At 67.7% G+C, this 16,373-nt stretch carries 12 protein-coding genes; 4 read left to right on the forward strand and 8 right to left on the reverse strand.

Annotated elements, in window-relative coordinates; translation table 11 throughout:
• Window positions 1–749 precede the first annotated feature (749 nt).
• Together ACF08M_RS09170 and ACF08M_RS09175 are read right to left on the reverse strand one after the other, a co-directional pair.
• Window positions 750–959 carry a DUF397 domain-containing protein gene (locus ACF08M_RS09170; protein WP_392184589.1) on the reverse strand — a complete coding sequence of 70 codons (210 nt, stop codon included), beginning with the start codon at window positions 957–959 and terminating at the stop codon, window positions 750–752.
• On the reverse strand, window positions 956–1,834 hold the full coding sequence (locus ACF08M_RS09175; RefSeq protein ID WP_392184590.1) for a helix-turn-helix domain-containing protein: 879 nt from the start codon (window positions 1,832–1,834) through the stop codon (window positions 956–958). Before ACF08M_RS09175 ends, ACF08M_RS09170 begins: the two co-directional genes overlap by 4 nt.
• Before the next feature lie 165 nt (window positions 1,835–1,999).
• Between ACF08M_RS09175 and ACF08M_RS09180 the strand changes: the two genes are divergently transcribed.
• From ACF08M_RS09180 to ACF08M_RS09195, 4 genes are all read left to right on the forward strand, one after another.
• Window positions 2,000–2,491 (forward strand): ATP-binding protein, encoded by a 492-nt coding sequence (locus tag ACF08M_RS09180; protein ID WP_392184591.1) that lies wholly within the window; start codon window positions 2,000–2,002, stop codon window positions 2,489–2,491.
• A 204-nt stretch (window positions 2,492–2,695) separates the two neighbouring features.
• Window positions 2,696–3,679 carry a helix-turn-helix domain-containing protein gene (locus ACF08M_RS09185; RefSeq protein ID WP_392184592.1) on the forward strand — a complete coding sequence of 328 codons (984 nt, stop codon included), beginning with the start codon at window positions 2,696–2,698 and terminating at the stop codon, window positions 3,677–3,679.
• A 31-nt stretch (window positions 3,680–3,710) separates the two neighbouring features.
• On the forward strand, window positions 3,711–4,583 hold the full coding sequence (locus ACF08M_RS09190; protein ID WP_392184593.1) for a hypothetical protein: 873 nt from the start codon (window positions 3,711–3,713) through the stop codon (window positions 4,581–4,583).
• A 395-nt stretch (window positions 4,584–4,978) separates the two neighbouring features.
• Window positions 4,979–7,009, forward strand: coding sequence for a PIG-L family deacetylase (locus ACF08M_RS09195; protein ID WP_392184806.1), 2,031 nt, complete (start codon window positions 4,979–4,981; stop codon window positions 7,007–7,009).
• Window positions 7,010–7,142: 133 nt separating this feature from the next.
• On the opposite strand, the gene tuf is transcribed toward ACF08M_RS09195, so the two are convergent.
• The 6 genes from tuf to ACF08M_RS09225 all read right to left on the reverse strand — a co-directional run bounded on the left by tuf (window position 7,143) and on the right by ACF08M_RS09225 (window position 16,358).
• Window positions 7,143–8,336 carry an elongation factor Tu gene (tuf, locus tag ACF08M_RS09200; protein ID WP_392184594.1) on the reverse strand — a complete coding sequence of 398 codons (1,194 nt, stop codon included), beginning with the start codon at window positions 8,334–8,336 and terminating at the stop codon, window positions 7,143–7,145.
• 160 nt (window positions 8,337–8,496) lie between these two features.
• Window positions 8,497–10,623: an elongation factor G gene (gene fusA / locus ACF08M_RS09205; RefSeq protein ID WP_392184595.1), complete on the reverse strand. Its 2,127-nt coding sequence runs from the start codon at window positions 10,621–10,623 to the stop codon at window positions 8,497–8,499.
• A gap of 38 nt (window positions 10,624–10,661) precedes the next feature.
• Window positions 10,662–11,132 (reverse strand): 30S ribosomal protein S7, encoded by a 471-nt coding sequence (gene rpsG / locus ACF08M_RS09210; RefSeq protein WP_093897234.1) that lies wholly within the window; start codon window positions 11,130–11,132, stop codon window positions 10,662–10,664.
• A gap of 2 nt (window positions 11,133–11,134) precedes the next feature.
• Window positions 11,135–11,506: a 30S ribosomal protein S12 gene (rpsL, locus tag ACF08M_RS09215; RefSeq protein ID WP_003948652.1), complete on the reverse strand. Its 372-nt coding sequence runs from the start codon at window positions 11,504–11,506 to the stop codon at window positions 11,135–11,137.
• Between the two features lie 264 nt (window positions 11,507–11,770).
• Window positions 11,771–12,298, reverse strand: a complete 528-nt coding sequence (locus ACF08M_RS09220) for a DUF1707 and DUF4190 domain-containing protein (RefSeq protein ID WP_392184596.1) — start codon at window positions 12,296–12,298, stop codon at window positions 11,771–11,773.
• Between the two features lie 145 nt (window positions 12,299–12,443).
• Window positions 12,444–16,358 (reverse strand): DNA-directed RNA polymerase subunit beta', encoded by a 3,915-nt coding sequence (locus ACF08M_RS09225; RefSeq protein ID WP_392184597.1) that lies wholly within the window; start codon window positions 16,356–16,358, stop codon window positions 12,444–12,446.
• Between the last annotated feature and the right edge of the window lie 15 nt (window positions 16,359–16,373).

The raw sequence follows: 16,373 nt of genomic DNA on the forward strand, positions 1-16,373 counted from the left end.
GGAGGTCAAGGCGGCTGAGCGCGAGGCACGGGTCTGCCGGCGCCCCGGTGTTTGCGCTGTTTGGTGGTCTGGTTGTGTGCCCATCGCCCCGGTCGACCTTGCTGCGGCCGCTCCGAGTCCTCAAGATCGGCCACCGCATCGGCTTCTTGATCGCTCGGGGCCAGTCCCGGCCAGACCGCGCCGAACGGCGTCCCGCCTGTGGAGGGACCGTCGAACGTGTTGCCGTTGCTCACCGAGTCCGGCACGTCGAACTGCGTGCCGTCCAGCGCCAGGAGGCGCAGGCGGGCGCCCCGGACTCCCGTATCTGGCCGCGCCCGCTCACCGCCGACGATCTGGCGGGATACGCGATCGGCTGGGCACCACGCCGCCCGGCAGGCACCGGCTGGCGGAGATCGAGGCGGAGCTCTTGCGCGGCATCCCGGACGCCTCGCTGACCCGGGTGGAACTGTCCGCTCTCCGGCCGACCGGAGACCCGGCGTTCGCCCTCTGATGGACTGGTCGACGGCCCCTCCCGTACCGCGGGAGTGCGATCGATGACGGACATGGCCGTGGGAACAGACTGGACTGAAATCGATTCGGACGGTGCCGCTCCGGCTCATGGCCAGCTCGTCACCGTACGAAATCGCCCTTGGGTGGTCACCGAGGTCACCCGCTCCGCGGTGAGAACGGCGTCCAGGACGGGATCTTCTGACAGCAACTCGCCCTCGCCCAGGCGTTTGCCCAGGGCGAGGGCGAGCGTACGAACGGGATCAGCGCCCGGCGGCGTACGAGACGAAGCCAGCCCACGCATCTGACGCGAAGGCGAGCCGGGCCCCCTGCGCGTTCTTGGAGTCACGCACGAGCACCGCTTCGGGGGCCACCGCGACCTCGACGCAGTCACCTTCGTTACCGTTGCTGCTGTAGCTGCTCTTGAACCAGGCCGACTCGGAAACGTCCTGCGTGGAAGTCCTGCGGATCATGTCTCTCCCAGCACTCGCTCGATGAGGGCCAGAGTCTCTCGGGGCGTGAGAGCCTCGGCCCGGATGATGCCATACCGCAGTTCGAGGATACGGAGTTGTTTCGCATCGGTCACCCGGCGCCCACCGAACGCTCCGTGCGAACGCCCCACCGCTGTACCGTCCTTGAACTTCAGCACGTCGATGTCTCCGTCCATGCCAGGATGCGCCTCGCGGTGGGTGGGCATCACTTGAAGGGTGACGTTGCGCAATTGCCCGATCTCCAGCAGACGTTCGAGCTGCCGCCGCCACTCCATCGTGCCCCCAATGGGCCGTCTGAGCGCCGACTCCTCCTGGACGAAACTGAGAGCAGGTCCGGGCGACCGCTCGAAGATCGACTGCCGGGCCATACGCGCGGCCACCATCCGTTCCACCTCGTCCTGCGAGTACGCGGGCTGCCTGGCCTCGAACAGTGCCCGCGCATGGCCGGGAGTCTGCAACAGCCCGTGCAGGCCGTGCGCCACATAGGCCGCGATCTCGACCGCCTTCGCTTCCACGCTCGCCAGATCCCTGATCTTCTTCGGGTACCGGACCTCCGCCACGTCCAGCTTCATCGCGGCGATCTTCCCGCCCGCCCCCAGCACCTCGTCCGCCCTGTCCAGCAGCTCCGGCCGGGGGATGCGGCGGCCACCCTCCACCTTGTAGACCTGATCCTCCCCGTACCCGATCGCGGCCCCGAACTCGCCGGCCCGCAGCCCGGCCGCCTCCCGCCACGCCTTGATCTGGCGCCCCACCGCCGCAACCACGGCCGCCCCCGACTCGTCATCGGGATCGACATCCCAACCCGGCTCGTCCGCCCCGCCGTCACCGCGCTCCGTACCGGTCTCATCCACGCTCATCCGTGCCCCACTTCCGACGCGTTTTGCCGTTCTTGGCTCAACCCCTGGTGTCCCCAACACGTCACCCCGGACAGCCGGGACAGCACTGGACAAGCACGGGACAATCACCGTACGCAAGGGGCTCGTTGCTCTTCACGGTACGTACGCCCGGCCACGCTGAGAGACGTGACCCAAGAAATCACCCGAACCGAACATTCCGCTCCCACCCGCCAGTTCACGGTGCTGCTCTCCCCCACCCGCCGGGGCGCCAGACTCGCCCGCCTCCTGGCCACGGCATATCTGGGCGATTGGGGGATCGTCTGCGAACCGGCCGCGCACATCGTTGCCGAGCTGGCCGCCAACGCCGCCGTCCACGGCCACGTACCGGGCCGGGACTTCCAACTCGCCCTCACCGCCCACCGCGACGAGCTCCTGCGGATCGAGGTGACCGACACCCGGGGCGAGCAACTGCCCGCCGTTTCCACGCCCGACCAGTACGCGGAGAACGGGCGCGGTCTGCTGATCGTCGAGGCACTCGCCGACCGCTGGGGCATCGACGTGGGACCCGTCCCGCGCAAGACGATCTGGGCCGAACTCGACCTCGTACCGCGTCCGCTCCACCGGGTCGCGGAAACCCACGACCCGGTGAACCACGTCCCCGCGCTCCACGACGCATAAAGCTTTAAAGAACCTGGAGAAATTACCCTCCCCACCCAAACCCACCCCCGTCACTCACTCGGGTGACATGGGGCAACTGGGCTGGATTTCATGCGGGTTGGCTGGCATATGCTCGCCGCGACAACTCCAGACATGCGACGGCCCCCGACCGAGATTCGCACTCTCAACCGGGGGCCTGACCACCGAGGAAGTAAGGGCTTCCCGATGGATACCCCGCAGATTACCGCGCCCCCATGCGCCCCGTCCCCCGTACCCGGAGACCCCACACCGTCATCCGGCGTCGTCCACGTCAACTTCCGGCATGCCGCAGGCTTCACCGTCATCGGCAACCACCTCACCCAGCACCGCGGGCTCTCCCTCGCCGCGATCGGGCTCGCCGCCCACATCCAGTCGCTCCCCGCCGGAGCCAGGATCGGCATCAAGCGCCTCGCCGAACGCTTCCCCGAGAGCGAGACCCGCATCGCCGCCGCCCTGCGCGAACTCGAAGCCCACGGCTACCTCCACCGCAGCCGCGAACGCCTTCCCGACGGCCGCATCGTCACCCGCACCGTCTCGTACAACCAGCCGAGTGCCAACGCGTCCACCGCCGCAGCGGCGCAGCCACGGACCAGGCGCAGCAAACCGGCAACCCCGCTGCCCACACCACAGCCACCACGCGAAACCGCCCCCGAACGGCGCCCCACCCCGGCACCCACACCGCAACCGCAGGCGCTGCCGCTGCCCGCCCCCGTCCTCGTACCGGCCGCCGCCGCGCGCACCACACCGCCACCCCCGCTCCCCCAACCCCAAGAGCTCACACCGGAGCTCCAGCGCGCGGCCACCGCCCTCCTCGCCGACCTACGCCGCCACGCACCTCAACTCGTCCTCTCCGAACACGACATCCGCACCCTCGCCCCCGGCGTCGCCACCTGGCTCGAACACGACGCCCACCCCGACACCATCCGCCACGCCCTCACCGCCGATCTCCCGAACCCCCTGAAGCACCCGGCCAAGTTCCTCCGCCACCGGATCACGGCGCGCCTGCCACCACCACTGCCAAACACCGAGGAGCTCTCACCCCCACACCGCAACACCGCCGTCGTCCCGCTCCAGAACTGCGACCGCTGCAACCGCGCCTTCCGCTCCCGCCACCCCGGCCACTGCCGCGACTGCCGCGACTGCCGGTCAGACCTCCACACAGCCGCCTGACGGAAACACCACTCAACCCGAACGGACCTCCATGGTCAGCTCGCCCCACGAGGCAATGCACCGCATCTTCCAGGAATACCCCGGACTCTTCTCCCGCGTCTCCGAGGCGCTCGGAATCGACATCCCACCACCCACCTCAGCCACCACCCTGCCCACCGACCTCACCGAAGCCCGCCCCGTCGAACGCCGGGTGGACACCCTCCTGCGCATCGAAACAGAACACGACGGACCCTTCCTCCTCGCCATCGAAGCCCAAGGCAAGAAGGACCCCCGCAAAACCACCAGCTGGCCCTACTACGTCAGCTACCTCCACAACAGATACGGACTGCCCACCCTGTTACTCGTCGTCTGCCAGGACCACACCACCGCCGAATGGGCCGCACGCCCCATCTCCATCGGCATCCGCCAATGGCAGACACTCACCCTGAACCCCCTCGTCGCAGGCCCGCACAACATGCCAGTCATCACCGACGTGACCGAAGCCCGCAAAGACCTCGCACTCGCCACCCTGGCCGCCATCACACACGCCGACAATCCGGACGTCGATGCCATACTGAAAACCCTGTCCGCAGCACTACGGGACACACCGGAAACAATCGCCGACCCCCTCGTCGAACTCACCGCACAAGGCCTGGGCAACCGCCCAGCCGCACAACAGTGGAGGAATCTGGTGGCCGTGGACCTCTCTTTCTACAAGTCCTTCATGTCGGAAGAAATCCGGGACGAAGGCCGCGTGCAAGGCCGATCCGAGGACATCCTGCTCGTGCTGGAACAGCGCGGCATCACCGTTCCCGACAAGGTTCGCGAGCGGATCACTGATTGCGGCGACCCCGAGACTCTGCGCCAGTGGCTCATGCGAGCCGTCACCGCCACCTCTGCCGAGGAGATCTTCACCGAGGGGTAGCTCGTCCCGGTGGCTGCGCCCCGTCCACCCACAGGCCCGCATCCCGTTCACCGGCCCCCACGTCCAAGGGCCGGAGCAGGACGCGGGCCGCGGTACGTCGTGGGGCCGTCGCCGTCGGCGGATGACGGAGTGGGCAGTCCTCGGCGACACCGGCCTGCCCGCCCGGGCCGCACCCGTAGCAGCCCAGGCAACCCACCCCCGGGAATCTCCGTCTATCCCCCCGCAGCCGCGGCGCACCCCCCGCCGCGGTCTGCACGGGACCGATACGCAGCGCAGGGCCGCACAGCCGCCCGCTGCGGGGGAAGTGGACGGAGCACGGTGTGACGGACGAACCTGCGCTGCGCGCATCTCGCACGGGAGTGTCGCGGCGCACCCTGCTGGCGGCGGCCGGTGCGATGAGCCTGGCGGTCCTCGGCGCCTGCACCGTGCCCGCCTCGCCCCGCCGCCGCAACCCCACCGCCGATCCGATGCCCGGCCTGCCGATCAGCGCCTCGCACCCGGCCCTGATGATGCAGATCCTCGCCCATCCGGACGACGACCTGTACTTCATGAACCCGGACACCCAGCAGGCCCTCGACGCCGGGACACCGCTGGTCTGCGTCTATCTGACCGCGGGCGAGGCCAACGGCGTCAACCGCGTCCCCGGCCGGCCACTGCCCGCCCCCGACAAGGCGGCGTACTCCTCCTCTCGTCACCAGGGGCTCCGCCAGGCGTACGCGACGCTGCTCGGCCTCGGCAGGTTCACGGAGTGGCAGAAGTCCGTCATCGATCTCCATGGCAACCATCGCGCCGAGATCAACCGCCTCGGAAACGGCGGCCACAGGGTCGAGCTGATCTTCATCAACACCGCCATGCACACCTCGTACGGGCGCCTCGGGCTGCCCAGCCTCTGGCAGGACCGGCGGCTCGCCCTGCCCACCGTCGTAGCCGACAACTCTCCGCTCCAGAAAGCGGGTTCGTACACCTACGACGGGCTCATCGACGTCCTGGAGGGGCTGTTCGACCGATATCGGCCGAGCATCGTGCACACCCTGGACCCGGACCCCGACATCCAGCACAGCAGCGAGCTCGTCCGGCGACGGGACAGCGAGCAGAAGGGCTACTCCGACCACCCCGACCACACCGCGGCGGCGTTGTTCACCTGGACGGCACTGATCCGATGGGTGGCCCGGACCACCGCCGTGGGCGGCGGCGTGCCGAGCTTCGCCACCACGGCGTTCCGGGCCTACTACAACCGGCACTGGCCCAAGAACCTGCCGCCCGCCGTGCTGGCCGAGAAGGCATCGCACCTGGTGCCGTACGGGGGCTCGGCCGAATGGCAGTGCGGCAACCCGGCGGGCTGCGGGGACTACGGCGTGGGCGGCAACCGACCGCTGACCAACCGGAAGGGCTGGGTACGGGCCACCCACTACCGCTACCCGGGCCCACGGCCCGTCGTCGCCACCGGCCCGGACGGCCGGCTCGTCGCGTACGGGGTGCTGGGGCTGCGGGCGGTGCGCTGGCGCGAGAGCGCGCCGGGCAGCGGGATGTGGCGCACGCCGGACGACCTCGGCGGCGGCCCGCTCGCGCCGGTCCTGGGCGGCGCACTCCTGCCGGACGGGCGGCAGCTGCTCTTCGGGCTGCGGTTCGCCGCGCTCGGTGGACGCGGCGGGGACAACGAACGCGAGATCGTCGTGCTGGAACAGCACTCCCCCGGCGGCGACTTCCGTGCCTGGCAGGGGCTGGGCAACCCTGAGCGGAACGAGGACGCCGGGCGCCGGATCGGCGTCCCGGTCGCGGTCGCCGCTCCCGACGGGCGGATCCATCTCTTCGTACGGAACGCGGAGAAGGGCCTCAGCACCCGGGTACGGGACACGGCGGGTCGGTGGAGCGGGTGGCGGGACATGGGCGGCGGCGAGGTCCAGGACGGGCTGAATGCCGTGGTGGACGACGCGGGGTGTGTCCATGTCTTCGCGGCGGGCCGGTTCGCGGTGCATCACTGGACGCAGGACGCGCCCGGCGACCCGGTCACCGCGCACACCCAGATCGGCGGGGTACCGGTGCCCGGCGACGGCCCGGCCGCGCTGCCCGGGACGGGCGGGACCGTCGAGCTGTTCTACCGCGCGGCCGCGAAGGCCGCTCTGACGACCGTACGGACCGGGGAGACGGCTGCGGAGACCGGCATCGACGGGTACGGGCGGCTGGTCGCGGACCGGAAGGGCTTCGACGGGTACGGACCGGTGTCCGCCGCGGGGTCACCGAGCGGACCGGTGCTGCTCGGCCGCACCGCCAAGGGCCTGATCCAGCTCCGTACGCCCACGGGGACCTCCGTACGGAGACAGGGACCGGTGGCGCTGGACAGCCCGGCCCTGCACGTAGGGAAGGGCGGGCGGCCGACGGTGGTGGCCCTGGGGCCCGACGCCCTGCCCTGGCTCTGGCGCCCCTGAGAGCCCCCTCTCCCGGAAGGGGTTTTCCCCCGGCCGCACCACATGCCGAAGGGCCCCGGTCCACCGCTCGCGCGGCGGGCCGGGGCCCTTCTTGGTGCTCTGTGCGGAGCAACCAGGTCAGACAGTCAGGTAATTACTTGACGATCTTGGTGACCTGGCCGGCGCCCACGGTCCGGCCACCCTCACGGATGGCGAACTTCAGGCCCTCTTCCATGGCGACCGGCTGGATCAGCGCGACGTTCATGACGGTGTTGTCGCCCGGCATGACCATCTCGGTGCCCTCGGGAAGGGTCACAACGCCCGTCACGTCCGTGGTACGGAAGTAGAACTGCGGGCGGTAGTTGTTGAAGAACGGGGTGTGACGGCCACCCTCGTCCTTCGACAGGATGTAGGCCTGGGCCTCGAACTCGGTGTGCGGCGTGACCGAACCGGGCTTGATGATGACCTGGCCGCGCTCGACGTCCTCGCGCTTGATGCCACGGAGGAGCAGACCGACGTTCTCACCGGCCTGGCCCTCGTCGAGCAGCTTGCGGAACATCTCGATGCCGGTGACCGTGGTGGTGGTCTTCTCGGTCTTGATACCGACGATGTCGACGGTCTCGTTGACCTTCAGGACACCACGCTCGATACGACCGGTGACGACGGTGCCACGACCGGTGATCGTGAAGACGTCCTCGATCGGCATCAGGAACGGCTTGTCGACGTCACGCTCGGGCTGCGGGATAGCCTCGTCGACGGCCTTCATCAGGTCGAGGACGGACTGGCCCCACTCCTTGTCGCCCTCGAGCGCCTTGAGCGCCGAGACCTTGACGACCGGAACGTCGTCGCCCGGGAACTCGTACTCGGAGAGGAGCTCACGGACCTCGAGCTCGACGAGCTCCAGGATCTCCTCGTCGTCCACCATGTCGGCCTTGTTCAGGGCGACGACGATGTACGGAACGCCGACCTGGCGGGCCAGGAGCACGTGCTCCTTGGTCTGCGGCATCGGGCCGTCGGTGGCGGCGACCACGAGGATGGCGCCGTCCATCTGCGCCGCACCCGTGATCATGTTCTTGATGTAGTCGGCGTGCCCCGGGCAGTCGACGTGCGCGTAGTGACGCTGCTCCGTCTGGTACTCGACGTGCGCGATCGAGATGGTGATACCGCGCTGGCGCTCCTCGGGAGCCTTGTCGATCTGGTCGAAGGCCGAGGCCTCGTTCAGGTCCGGGTACGCGTCGTGCAGCACCTTGGTAATGGCGGCCGTGAGGGTCGTCTTACCGTGGTCAATGTGACCGATGGTGCCGATGTTGACGTGCGGCTTAGTCCGCTCGAACTTCGCCTTCGCCACTGGGTCCTCCTGTGGAGTGGTTCTGTACGCCTTGCTTCATCGGCGCCAGGTGATCTTTGCTGGAATGCCGGGGCCGGGGGCATTCACCGCAAAGCTTGCGCTCCGCGACGAATGCCCCACCAGGCTCCGGTGACAAGCCTAAAGCGTGAGCTCGGGAGAGTTACTCGCCCTTGGCCTTCGCGATGATCTCCTCGGCGACGTTCCGCGGAACCTCGGCGTAGGAGTCGAACTGCATCGAGTAGCTTGCGCGACCCGAGGTCTTGCTGCGGAGGTCTCCGACGTAGCCGAACATCTCCGAAAGGGGCACGAGGCCCTTCACGACGCGAGCGCCGCTGCGCTCCTCCATGGCCTGGATCTGGCCACGGCGGGAGTTGATGTCACCGATGACATCGCCCATGTAGTCCTCGGGCGTGGTCACCTCGATGGCCATCATCGGCTCCAGGAGCACGGGGGACGCCTTGCGGGCACCCTCCTTGAACGCCTGCGAACCAGCGATCTTGAACGCCAGCTCGGAGGAGTCGACCTCGTGGTAGCCACCGTCGAGAAGGATGACGCGGACGCCGACCATCTCGTAGCCGGCCAGGATGCCGAACTGCATGGCTTCCTGAGCACCCGCGTCCACCGAGGGGATGTACTCACGGGGGATGCGGCCACCGGTGACCTTGTTGACGAACTCGTACGAGGACTCGCCGCCCTCGATGGGCTCGATCGCGATCTGCACCTTGGCGAACTGACCGGTACCACCGGTCTGCTTCTTGTGGGTGTAGTCGATGCGCTCGACGGCCTTGCGGATCGTCTCGCGGTACGCGACCTGGGGCTTGCCGACGTTGGCCTCGACGCGGAACTCGCGCTTCATGCGGTCGACGAGCACCTCGAGGTGAAGCTCACCCATACCACCGATGATGGTCTGGCCGGTCTCCTCGTCGGAGTGCACCTGGAAGGACGGGTCCTCCTCGGAGAGGCGCTGGATGGCGACACCCAGCTTCTCCTGGTCACCCTTGGACTTGGGCTCGATGGCGACCTGGATGACCGGCGCCGGGAAGTCCATGGACTCCAGGATCACCGGGTTCTTGTCGTCGCACAGCGTCTCACCGGTGGTGGTCTGCTTCAGGCCCATGACGGCGATGATGTCGCCGGCGCCCACCGACTCGATCTCCTCACGCTTGTTCGCGTGCATGCGGTAGATCTTGCCGATGCGCTCCTTCTTGCCCTTGACGGAGTTCAGCACTGCGGTGCCGGACTCCAGGCGGCCCGAGTAGACCCGGACGAAGGTGAGCTTGCCGAGGTGCGGGTCGCTCATGATCTTGAACGCGAGGGCCGCGAGCGGCTCGTCGTCGGACGGCTTGCGCTTGACGATCTCCTCCGGGTCCTTGACGCCGTGGCCCTCGATGGCCTCGACGTCCAGGGGGGAGGGGAGGTAGCGCACGACGGCGTCGAGCAGGGGCTGGACGCCCTTGTTCTTGAACGCGGTGCCGCAGAACACGGGGGTGACGGTCGTCTCGCCGCCCTTGCCCGAGTTGATGGTGATGCGACGGATGCCCTCGTAGAGCTGCTCCGCGGAAGGCTCTTCGCCCTCCAGGTAGAGCTCCATGAGCGTCTCGTCGTTCTCCGCCGCGTCCTCAAGGAGCTTGGCGCGGTACTCCTCGGCCTTCTCCGCGAGGTTCGCGGGGATGTCGACGATGTCGTACGCCTCGCCCTTGGTGGCTTCCACCGGGTAGACGAACGCCTTCATCGTCACGAGGTCGATGACGCCCGTGAAGTCGGCCTCGGCACCGATCGGGAGCTGCATCACGATCGGGGTCGCGCCGAGGCGGTCCGTGATCATGTCGACGCAGCGGAAGAAGTCGGCACCGGTACGGTCGAGCTTGTTGACGAAGCAGATACGCGGCACGCCGTAGCGGTCCGCCTGACGCCAGACGGTCTCGGACTGCGGCTCGACGCCCGCCACACCGTCGAACACGGTGACGGCGCCGTCGAGGACGCGGAGCGAACGCTCCACCTCGACGGTGAAGTCCACGTGACCCGGGGTGTCGATGATGTTGATGGTGTGGTCAACATCATCGAGCGGCCAGTGGCAGGTCGTCGCGGCAGACGTGATCGTGATGCCGCGCTCCTGCTCCTGCTCCATCCAGTCCATCGTGGCAGCGCCGTCGTGGACCTCACCGAGCTTGTACGAAACGCCGGTGTAGAACAGGATCCGCTCGGTGGTGGTCGTCTTGCCCGCGTCGATGTGGGCCATGATCCCGATGTTGCGGACCTTGGCCAGGTCAAGCGAAGTGGTGGCCATAAGGCTCAATCTTCTCTCGGTCTCGATGTGGGTAGCGACTACCAGCGGTAGTGCGCGAAGGCCTTGTTGGACTCGGCCATCTTGTGGGTGTCCTCGCGCTTCTTGACGGCAGCGCCAAGACCGTTGGAGGCGTCGAGCAGCTCGTTCATGAGGCGCTCGGTCATGGTCTTCTCGCGGCGGGCGCGGGAGTAACCCACGAGCCAGCGCAGCGCGAGGGTGGAGGCGCGACCGGGCTTGACCTCGATCGGCACCTGGTAGGTGGCGCCACCGACACGGCGGGACTTGACCTCGAGCGAGGGCTTGACGTTCTCAAGCGCGCGCTTCAGCGTGATGACCGGGTCGTTGCCGGTCTTCTCGCGGAGGCCTTCCATGGCGCCGTACACGATCCGCTCGGCGGTGGAACGCTTGCCGTTGAGCAGGATCTTGTTGATCAGCGAGGTGACAAGAGGAGAACCGTAGACCGGGTCGATGATGACCGGGCGCTTCGGGGCGGGGCCCTTACGAGGCATTCTTACTTCTCCTTCTTGGCGCCGTAGCGGCTGCGGGCCTGCTTGCGGTTCTTGACACCCTGGGTGTCGAGCGAGCCGCGGATGATCTTGTAACGAACACCCGGCAGGTCCTTCACACGGCCACCACGCACGAGCACGATGGAGTGCTCCTGCAGGTTGTGTCCCTCACCCGGGATGTAGGCCGTGACCTCGATACCGGAGGTCAGACGCACACGCGCGACCTTACGGAGTGCCGAGTTCGGCTTCTTCGGGGTGGTCGTGAACACACGCGTGCAGACACCGCGGCGCTGGGGCGAACCCTCGAGTGCGGGCGTCTTGTTCTTCTCGACCTTGTCCTGCCGGCCCTTCCGGACCAGCTGCTGGATCGTAGGCACTACTTCTCCGGTTTCTGTGTGCCGTTCGTGAAACTAACCTGGAACGTCACCGACCCACGCGGTCGGGTGTGTCGAATGCTGCAGACTCCCGCCGCAAGGCAGGGAAGGATGCAGATTGCGGTGGCCAGTGACGGACTCGCCATGCGGTTGAGGACACGCACAGGAGCCCAGGCACACCCCAGGCACAAGGTCTGAGCGTACCTACCTCATCGACTCCGGTCAAAACAAATGCTGCCCGCGGCGACACGCCGCACGTCTGCGACCTCAGCGCGTGACGACCACGGCTGTGATGAACCCGGCCAGGAGCAGCACCCAGCCGATGATCGACACCCAGCCCAGCACGAGCCCGGCGACCGCCAGGCCGTCGCCCGCCTCGTCACTGCGCCGAATCTCCTTGCGCGCCATGTGTCCGAGAACCACCGCGGGCACCCCCGTCACAAAGGTCACCGGAGCCAGTACGCCGAACATCAGCGAGCCCTTGGCCTTGCCGTTCGTCCTGGTCTGCGGCTCGGGCAGGAAGGTCGCCGGCACCGCGGGACCGAAATATCCGGCGGGCGCGAGCTGGGCGAACGCGGGACCCTGCGGCAGATCGCCGACGAGCAGGGTCAACTCCCCCACCGTACGGGCCGCGTGGGCCCGCGCGACCCGCTTCTCCAACTCGTCGTTGTCGAGGCGCCCCTCCGCGAAACCGGCCCGCAGCACATCGACAGCGCGCTCGCGCTCCGCGTGCGAGGCCAGCATCGACGGGCTCTGCGCAGACAGCCGGTCGGGCTGCCTCGACGGATACGACACGAACATCTCCCCCGGACGGTCGGCATCCCCATAATCCGTCACCCCTGCGTGACGGGATCGACTTTACGCCTGCTCGCACAGGCCGGAGGGCGGCCACCCCGTCCATAAACGGGGTGACCGCCCTCCGGTCGGTCAAGCGACTCGCTTACTGGTTGTACGGACCGTAGTCGTAGTCCTCCAGCGGAACGGCCTGGCCGGAGCCCGTGCCGAACGGCGAGTAGTCGATGTCGTCGTAGCCGACGGCCGAGTACATCGCGGCCTTGGCCTCCTCGGTCGGCTCGACCCGGATGTTGCGGTAGCGGGACAGGCCCGTACCGGCCGGGATGAGCTTACCGATGATGACGTTCTCCTTGAGGCCGATCAGGGAGTCCGACTTGGCGTTGATCGCCGCATCGGTCAGGACCCTGGTCGTCTCCTGGAAGGACGCCGCCGACAGCCACGACTCGGTGGCGAGCGAGGCCTTGGTGATACCCATCAGCTGCGGACGGCCGGAGGCGGGGTGACCGCCCTCGGTGACCACACGACGGTTCTCGGTCTCGAACTTCGAGCGCTCGACGAGCTCGCCCGGCAGCAGCTCCGCGTCGCCGGACTCGATGATCGTCACACGGCGCAGCATCTGCCGGATGATGATCTCGATGTGCTTGTCGTGGATCGACACACCCTGCGAGTTGTAGACCTTCTGGACCTCGCCGACCAGGTGGACCTGGACCGCGCGCTGACCGAGGATCCGCAGCACGTCGTGCGGGTTGGTGGCACCCACGGTGAGCTTCTCGCCCACCTCGACGTGGTCGCCCTCGCCCACCAGCAGACGGGCGCGCTTCGAGATCGGGAACGCCGTCTCGTCGCTGCCGTCGTCCGGGGTGACGACGATCTTCTTGGTCTTCTCGGTCTCCTCGATACGGACGCGGCCTGCCGCCTCCGAGATCGGGGCGACACCCTTGGGCGTACGGGCCTCGAAGAGCTCGACGACTCGGGGCAGACCCTGGGTGATGTCGTCACCGGCCACACCACCGGTGTGGAAGGTACGCATCGTCAGCTGGGTGCCGGGCTCACCGATGGACTGGGCGGCGATGATGCCGACCGCCTCACCGATGTCGACCAGCTTGCCGGTGGCGAGCGAGCGTCCGTAGCAGAAGGCACAGGTGCCGACCGCGGACTCACAGGTCAGGACCGAACGGGTCTTGACCTCCTCGACGCCGGCGCCCACCAGGGCGTCGATCAGGACGTCACCGAGGTCGACGTTGGCAGGCGCGATGACCTTGCCGTCGACGACGACGTCCTCGGCGAGCATGCGGGCGTAGACCGAGGTCTCGACGTCCTCCGTCTTGCGGAGCACACCGTCCGCACCCTTGACGGCGATCTTCAGCTTGAGGCCGCGGTCGGTGCCGCAGTCCTCCTCGCGAATGATCACGTCCTGCGAGACGTCCACCAGACGACGGGTCAGGTAACCCGAGTCGGCGGTACGCAGGGCGGTGTCCGCCAGACCCTTACGGGCACCGTGCGTGGAGATGAAGTACTCCAGAACGGTGAGGCCCTCACGGAAGGACGCCTTGATGGGACGCGGGATCGTCTCGTTCTTGGCGTTCGACACCAGACCACGCATACCGGCGATCTGCCGCATCTGCATCATGTTTCCTCGGGCACCCGAGTCAACCATCATGAAGATGGGGTTCGTCTTGGGGAAGTTCGCGTTCATCGCCTCGGCAACCTCGTTGGTCGCCTTGGTCCAGATCGCGATGAGTTCCTGCGTGCGCTCGTCCTTGGTGATCAGACCGCGCTCGTACTGCTTCTGGACCTTCTCGTCCTGGGCCTCGTAGCCGGCGACGATCGCCTTCTTGGCCTCGGGGACCACGACGTCGGAGATGGCCACGGTGACACCGGAACGGGTCGCCCAGTAGAAGCCCGCCGCCTTCAGGTTGTCGAGCGTCGCCGCCACGATGACCTTGGGGTAGCGCTCGGCGAGGTCGTTGACGATCTCGGAGAGCTGCTTCTTGCCGACGGAGTAGTCGACGAACGGGTAGTCCTCGGGCAGCAGCTCGTTGAAGAGCGCGCGGCCCAGCGACGTACGCAGCCGGAACGTGTCGCCCTGCTGGTACGGCCGCTCCCCGATGCCGCCGTCCCCTTCCTCGGCGACCGGCGGCACCCAGCCGCGCGGCGGGATGGTGCCCACCGGGAAGCGGATGTCGACCTTCGCCTGGAGCGACAGCTCCCGGGCGTCGAAGGCCATGATCGCCTCGGCCGTGGAACCGAAGGAACGGCCCTGTCCGACGACGTTGCGCTCCTCCTCGTCCGTGGTGAGGAAGAACAGGCCCAGCACCATGTCCTGGGTCGGCATGGTGACGGGACGGCCGTCGGCCGGCTTCAGGATGTTGTTCGAGGACAGCATCAGGATGCGGGCCTCGGCCTGCGCCTCCGCGGAGAGCGGCAGGTGCACGGCCATCTGGTCACCGTCGAAGTCCGCGTTGAACGCGGTGCAGACGAGCGGGTGGATCTGGATGGCCTTGCCCTCGACCAGCTGCGGCTCGAAGGCCTGGATGCCGAGGCGGTGCAGCGTCGGTGCACGGTTCAGCAGCACCGGGTGCTCGGCGATGACCTCTTCGAGGACGTCGTACACCACGGTGCGGCCGCGCTCGACCATGCGCTTGGCCGACTTGATGTTCTGCGCGTGGTTCAGGTCGACCAGGCGCTTCATCACGAACGGCTTGAAGAGCTCCAGCGCCATGGCCTTCGGCAGACCGCACTGGTGCAGCTTGAGCTGCGGGCCGACGACGATCACGGAACGCGCGGAGTAGTCCACACGCTTACCGAGAAGGTTCTGGCGGAATCGGCCCTGCTTGCCCTTCAGCATGTCGCTGAGGGACTTGAGCGGGCGGTTGCCGGGACCGGTGACCGGGCGACCGCGGCGGCCGTTGTCGAACAGCGCGTCGACGGCCTCCTGCAGCATCCGCTTCTCGTTGTTCACGATGATCTCGGGGGCACCGAGGTCGAGAAGACGCTTGAGGCGGTTGTTGCGGTTGATCACACGGCGGTACAGGTCGTTCAGGTCGGAGGTCGCGAAGCGGCCACCGTCCAGCTGCACCATCGGACGCAGGTCCGGCGGGATGACCGGCACGCAGTCGAGCACCATGCCCTTGGGCTTGTTGCTGGTCTGCAGGAACGCGGAGACGACCTTGAGGCGCTTGAGCGCACGGGTCTTCTTCTGGCCCTTGCCGGTGCGGATGATCTCGCGGAGGCGCTCGGCCTCCTCGTCGAGGTCGAAGGACTCCAGGCGCTTCTGCAGGGCGGCGGCGCCCATGCAGCCGTCGAAGTACGTGCCGAAGCGGTCACGCAGCTCGCGGTAGAGCAGCTCGTCGCCCTCCAGGTCCTGGACCTTGAGGTTCTTGAAGCGGCTCCACACCTCGTCGAGACGGTCGATCTCGCGCTGCGCACGGTCGCGCAGCTGCTTCATCTCGCGCTCGGCACCCTCGCGCACCTTGCGGCGCACGTCGGCCTTGGCGCCCTCGGCCTCCAGCTCGGCCAGGTCGGTCTCGAGCTTCTTGGCCCGGGCCTCCAGGTCGGCGTCGCGACGGTTCTCGATCTGCTGACGCTCGACGGAGACGTGCGCCTCCAGCGAGGGCAGGTCGCGGGTGCGGCGCTCCTCGTCCACGAACGTGATCATGTACGCGGCGAAGTAGATGACCTTTTCGAGGTCCTTCGGCGCGAGGTCGAGGAGGTAGCCCAGACGCGACGGGACGCCCTTGAAGTACCAGATGTGGGTGACGGGAGCGGCAAGCTCGATGTGACCCATGCGCTCACGGCGCACCTTGGCGCGCGTGACCTCGACGCCACAGCGCTCACAGATGATGCCCTTGAAGCGGACACGCTTGTACTTGCCGCAGTAGCACTCCCAGTCCCGGGTCGGACCGAAGATCTTCTCGCAGAAGAGTCCGTCCTTTTCGGGCTTGAGCGTGCGGTAGTTGATGGTCTCCGGCTTCTTCACTTCGCCGTGGGACCAGGTCCGGATGTCGTCCGCGGTGGCAAGGCCGATCCGCAGCTCGTCGAAGAAGTTGACGTCGAGCACTTGTCGTCAATCCCT

The sequence above is a fragment of the Streptomyces sp. NPDC015032 genome (genome assembly GCF_043080425.1).
Lineage (GTDB): Bacteria > Actinomycetota > Actinomycetes > Streptomycetales > Streptomycetaceae > Streptomyces.